This window comes from Martelella sp. UBA3392, assembly GCF_002358775.1.
Classification (GTDB): Bacteria; Pseudomonadota; Alphaproteobacteria; order Rhizobiales; family Rhizobiaceae; genus Martelella; species Martelella mediterranea.
Window position 1 is genome coordinate 2,725 of the sequence record NZ_DEPM01000233.1, and the last position, 4,923, is coordinate 7,647.

Sequence of the window (4,923 nt, forward strand, 5' to 3'; positions counted from 1 at the left end):
GCCTTCTCCACCAAGGCGCTCTACTGGAACAAGGACCTGTTCGAACAGGCGGGCCTCGACCCGGAAACCCCGCCGAAAACCTGGCAGGAACTCTACGACATGGCCGCCACCATCAAGGAAAAGACCGGCACGCCCGGTTTCGGCCTGACCGCCAAGAGCTTCGACAACACCATGCACCAGTATCTGCACTGGGTTTACACCAATAACGGCCAGGTCATAGATGCCGACGGCAATATCGTGCTCGACAGCCCGCAGAACCTGGAGGCGCTGGAATGGTACGGCAAGATGGTGGACGTGTCGGAAGAAGGCCCGACCGCCTACGAGCAGGATGAACTGACGCCGCTGTTCAATGATGCCCAGGTCGCCATGATCGAGCAGGGCCCCTGGGTCAGGAACCGCGTCAATGACGATCTCAACTGGGGTGTCGCGCCGCTGCCGGTCGGCCCGCAGGGCAAGGGTCCCGGCACGCTCTTGATTACCGACAGCATGGCCGTGTTCGATGGTTCCGGCGTGGAAGAGCAGGCGATCAGCCTCGCCAAATGGCTCACCAATCCGGACAACCAGTTCTATTATGAAAAGACCCACGGCCTGACGCCGCTGCGGCCGGTGGCGGGCGTGCAGGAAATGGTTGAAGAGGACCCGACCTGGGCGCCCTTCCTCGACGGTATCGAGTTCGGCGGTCCCGAGCCGCTGTTCACCGATTATCAGGCGTTCCAGAACGCCATGGTCGACATGGTCCAGTCCGTCGTCATCGGTTCCGCCGAGCCGGCCGAGATCCTGAGCTCGACCGCGGCCGAGATCGAAGAGTACAAGTAAAACGACGGCCGCCCGGCGGGGTCGCCGGGCGGCTTCCCATTTGCGGGCCGGCCTGGAATGGCGGCCCGGATGCGGCAGGAGAGACCTCTTGGGACAGCTCAATCTCAAAAACATCTACAAGAATTACGGCATCTACGATGTCATCAAGGGCATCGATCTCGAGGTGCACGAGGGCGAATTCGTGGTTTTCGTCGGTCCGTCCGGCTGCGGCAAATCCACGCTTCTGCGCATGATCGCCGGCCTTGAGGACATCACCTCCGGCGACATCACGATCGACGGCGAGCGCGTCAACAATCTCGCCCCCGTCAAGCGCGGAATCTCGATGGTGTTCCAGTCCTATGCGCTCTATCCGCATATGACGGTCTACGAAAACATCGCCTTTCCGCTGCGCGTGCAGAAAATGGCCGAGCCGGAGGTGCGCGAGCGCGTCGAGGCGGCGGCGAATATTCTGCAACTCGGCGAGCGCCTGCAGCAGAAGCCCGGCATGCTGTCGGGCGGCCAGCGCCAGCGCGTGGCGATCGGCCGCGCGATCGTGCGCAAGCCGAAGATCTTCCTGTTCGACGAGCCGCTCTCCAACCTCGACGCGGCGCTGCGCGGCGAAATGCGCATCGAACTGACAAGGCTGCACCACGACCTTGCGGCCACAATGATCTATGTGACCCACGACCAGGTCGAGGCCATGACCATGGCCGACCGGATCGTGGTGCTGAACGCCGGCGACATCGCCCAGGTCGGCGCGCCGCTTGAGCTCTATCACAAGCCGCAGAACCTGTTCGTCGCGGGCTTTATCGGCAATCCGCCGATGAATCTCCTGAAGGTGACCTGCACCGGCGCGGATCAGGCGGGCGTCACCGTCGAATATGACGGCAAGAGCCTCACCGTCCCGGTTGAACCGCGAGACGGGCTCGTCGGCGAGACGCTGACGCTCGGCATTCGCCCGGAGCACACCGTGCTTGGCGGCGGCGAGCTGGCGATCACCATCAAACCGACGGTAATCGAACGCCTCGGCATCAACACCATCGCCTATGCGGCGCTTGGCGAGGGCAAGACCTTCTGCTCGCTGACGTCGGGCTCAGCCCCGGTGCGCGTCGACGAGGACGTGGTGATCGGCATCAACGCCGCCGACTGCCACCTGTTCGATGGCGACGGCAACGCGCTGGAGCGCCGCGTCGAGCTCAAGGACTTCGATTTCGAGAAAGTGCTGGCCCCGGAAGCCCAAGGCTGAGCCGGGGGCCAGCCATCAGCGGCGCGGGAGCGCGCAGCGGCCCTCAGGCTGCTTCGGTTTCAGTCGTCCCGAAGGTCTCGGCCAGCACCTTGTACCACTTGCCGGAGTCCTTGATGGTGCGTTCCTGGGTTTCGTAGTCCACGTGGACCAGGCCGAAACGCATGCGGTAGCCTTCCGCCCATTCGAAATTGTCCATCAGGCTCCAGGCGTAGTAGCCCTTCAGCGGAATGCCGGCGTCAATGACGTCGGCACAGACCGAGATGTGCTCCGAGAGGTATTCGGTGCGCGGGGCATCGTCGACCACGCCGTCGACCGGCTCCATATTATAGCAGGCGCCGTTCTCGGTGATGTACATGTCCGGCAGGTCGTAGCGGTCGTAGAGCTGCTTGATCAGCTTGCCGAGCGACGGGGCGTAGACCTCCCAGCCGATATCGGTGAGGACATTGTTGACCGGGGCAGTTTCTCTTGCCGCCGGAAACGCCGCGTCCGGGCTGCCGTCATGGGCGATGCGCATGGGACGATAATAGTTGAGGCCCCACCAGTCGAGCTTCTGGTTGATGGTCGCGAGATCGCCGTCCTCGATCTCCGGCATGCGTTCGCCATAGGCGGCCATGAAGTCGGCCGGGTATTCGCCCTTCAGCATCGGATCGAAGAAGCAGGCATTGTGGAACTGGAAGGCCCGTTCGACCGCGGCCATATCCTCGGCGCGGTCAGAGGCGGGTTCGATCGCCTGGTGATTGCAGACGATGCCGACCGGCACGTTCGGCGCTTCCTGGCGGATCGCCTCGACGCCAAGGCCGTGGGCGAGGTTCATCGTGTGAAGCGCGGCGAGGGCGGCGTCGATCGACTTTTCGCCCGGCGCGTGAACGCCGTAGAGATGGCTGAGCCAGACGATGCACCAGGGTTCGTTGAAGGTCGCGACCATGTCGAGGCGGTCGCCGAGGCGTTTCATCACCGTCTGGGCATAGCGCTGGAAGGCGTAGGCCGTGGAGCGCGCCGCCCAGCCGCCATCGCCGGCCAGCGTCAGCGGCAGGTCCCAGTGATAGAGCGTCGCGTTGGTCTTGATGCCGCGCTCCTTGCAGCCGTCGATCAGCCGGTCGTAGAAGTCGAGCCCGGCCTCGTTTATCGGTCCCCGCCCGTCCGGAATGATGCGCGGCCAGGCGATCGAAAACCGGTAGGTCTCGACGCCGAGCGACTTGATCAGGTCGAGATCCTGGTCGAGACGATGGTAATGATCGCAGGCGACATCGCCGCTGTCGCCGTTGAAAGTGCGGCCCGGCATGTGGGAAAACGCATCCCATATCGAGGGCTTGCGGCCATCCTCGCGGGCAGCGCCTTCGATCTGGTAGGAGGCGGTAGCGACGCCGAACATGAAATCGGACGGAAAACGACCGGCCAGAGCCTTGGGATCGATCATGCTGGATATCCTTTCGTCTCGGCCGGGATGAGGCGGTTCCACCCAGCCTTAGTCGTCTCGCCGTTACAGGTACCGCGGCTTCTCGAGGCCGATCTCTAGAAAATCCAAAGCGCTTTGTACAGGATGGGCCACCGAAATCTGTAACGTTACAGAACTTATCCCGACAACGTTGCCGAATTGCGTCACCCGGCCCTGCATGACGCTGTTGAGCGCGCATGCAGGGCCGAAGCGCATCAGACGTTCGGTTTCACCCAGGCGCCGTCCTTCTTGGCGGATTCGACGCAGGCCTCGACAAAGGCGAGGCCGATCACGCCGTCCTCGATCGTCGGATAGATCACGTCGGGGGCTTCTCTTCCATCGCGATATGCCTTGATGGCGAGCGCCGCTTCGGAATAGATGTTGGCGAAGCCTTCGAGATAGCCTTCCGGGTGGCCGGCGGGGATGCGTGAGACGCGGGTGGATTCCGGCAGGGCGCCGGCGCCGTTGCGGGTCAGCATCTGCTTCGGCTGGCCGAACGGGGTGAACCACAGAATGTTCGGGTGTTCCTGCACCCATTCGATCCCGCCCTTGGTGCCGCAGACGCGGATTTTCAAACCGTTTTCAAAGCCCGGCGCGACCTGGCTTGCCCACAGCATGCCCTTGGGCCTGACGCCGTTCTTCTCCTTGAAGCGCAGCATGACATGGGCGTTGTCATCGAGCTGTCGGCCTTCCACGAAACTGTCGAGATCGGCCGCGAGGCTTTCGACCGAAGCACCCGACACGAACAGGGCAAGGTTCAGCGCATGGGTGCCGATATCGCCCAGCGCGCCACCCGCGCCCGATCGTTTCGGGTCGGTGCGCCACTCGGCCTGTTTCGACCCCTGCCTTTCAACCGGCTCGGTCAGCCAGTCCTGCGGATATTCGGCGTGGATCAGGCGGATATCGCCGAGATCACCGTTTGCCACCATGGCGCGGGCCTGGCGGATCATCGGATAGCCGGTGTAGTTATGGGTGAGGATGAACAGCGCATTGGCCTTGTCGGCGATCGCCTTCAGCGCCTTGGCGTCTTCCAGATTGGAGGTCACCGGCTTGTCGCAAATGACGTGGATGCCCTTTTCGAGGAAGGCCTTGGCCGGGCCGAAATGCATGTGGTTGGGGGTGACGATCGCCACCGCCTCGATGCCGTCCTCGCGGGCGGCTTCCTGCTCGGCCATCTCCTCGTAGGAGCCATAGGTGCGCTCCGGATCGAGACCGAGTTCCTTGCCGGAGGCCAGCGCCTTTTCCGGCGTGGACGACAGCGCGCCGGCGATGAATGTGTAGTGATCATCGAGGCGCGCCGCCATGCGGTGCACGCCGCCGATAAACGCGCCCGATCCGCCGCCCACCATGCCGAGCCGGATGCGGCCGGAATATTTCTCGTCTTTGCCTTCAATCGCCATTTTCGTGTTCTCCTGAATTGTCTTTGTCCGGGGTTGCACCCCTCATC

4 protein-coding genes are annotated in these 4,923 nt (G+C 63.2%); 2 read left to right on the top strand and 2 right to left on the bottom strand.

The genetic code is table 11. The features are described from left to right. Both B4E36_RS18660 and B4E36_RS18665 read left to right on the top strand, forming a co-directional pair. A partial coding sequence (locus B4E36_RS18660; protein WP_345900674.1) for an extracellular solute-binding protein occupies positions 1–816 on the top strand: 816 nt, incomplete at its 5' end. Positions 817–904: 88 nt separating this feature from the next. Continuing rightward, a complete protein-coding gene (locus tag B4E36_RS18665; protein WP_292053793.1) occupies positions 905–2,041 on the top strand; it encodes an ABC transporter ATP-binding protein in 1,137 nt (378 codons plus the stop codon). Between the two features lie 43 nt (positions 2,042–2,084). Here the strand turns inward: B4E36_RS18665 and B4E36_RS18670 are convergent, their stop codons facing one another. Both B4E36_RS18670 and B4E36_RS18675 read right to left on the bottom strand, forming a co-directional pair. Then, positions 2,085–3,458 carry a GH1 family beta-glucosidase gene (locus B4E36_RS18670; RefSeq protein ID WP_292053796.1) on the bottom strand — a complete coding sequence of 458 codons (1,374 nt, stop codon included), beginning with the start codon at positions 3,456–3,458 and terminating at the stop codon, positions 2,085–2,087. Between the two features lie 233 nt (positions 3,459–3,691). Next, positions 3,692–4,876, bottom strand: a complete 1,185-nt coding sequence (locus B4E36_RS18675; protein ID WP_292053798.1) for a Gfo/Idh/MocA family protein — start codon at positions 4,874–4,876, stop codon at positions 3,692–3,694. Positions 4,877–4,923: the final 47 nt, after the last annotated feature.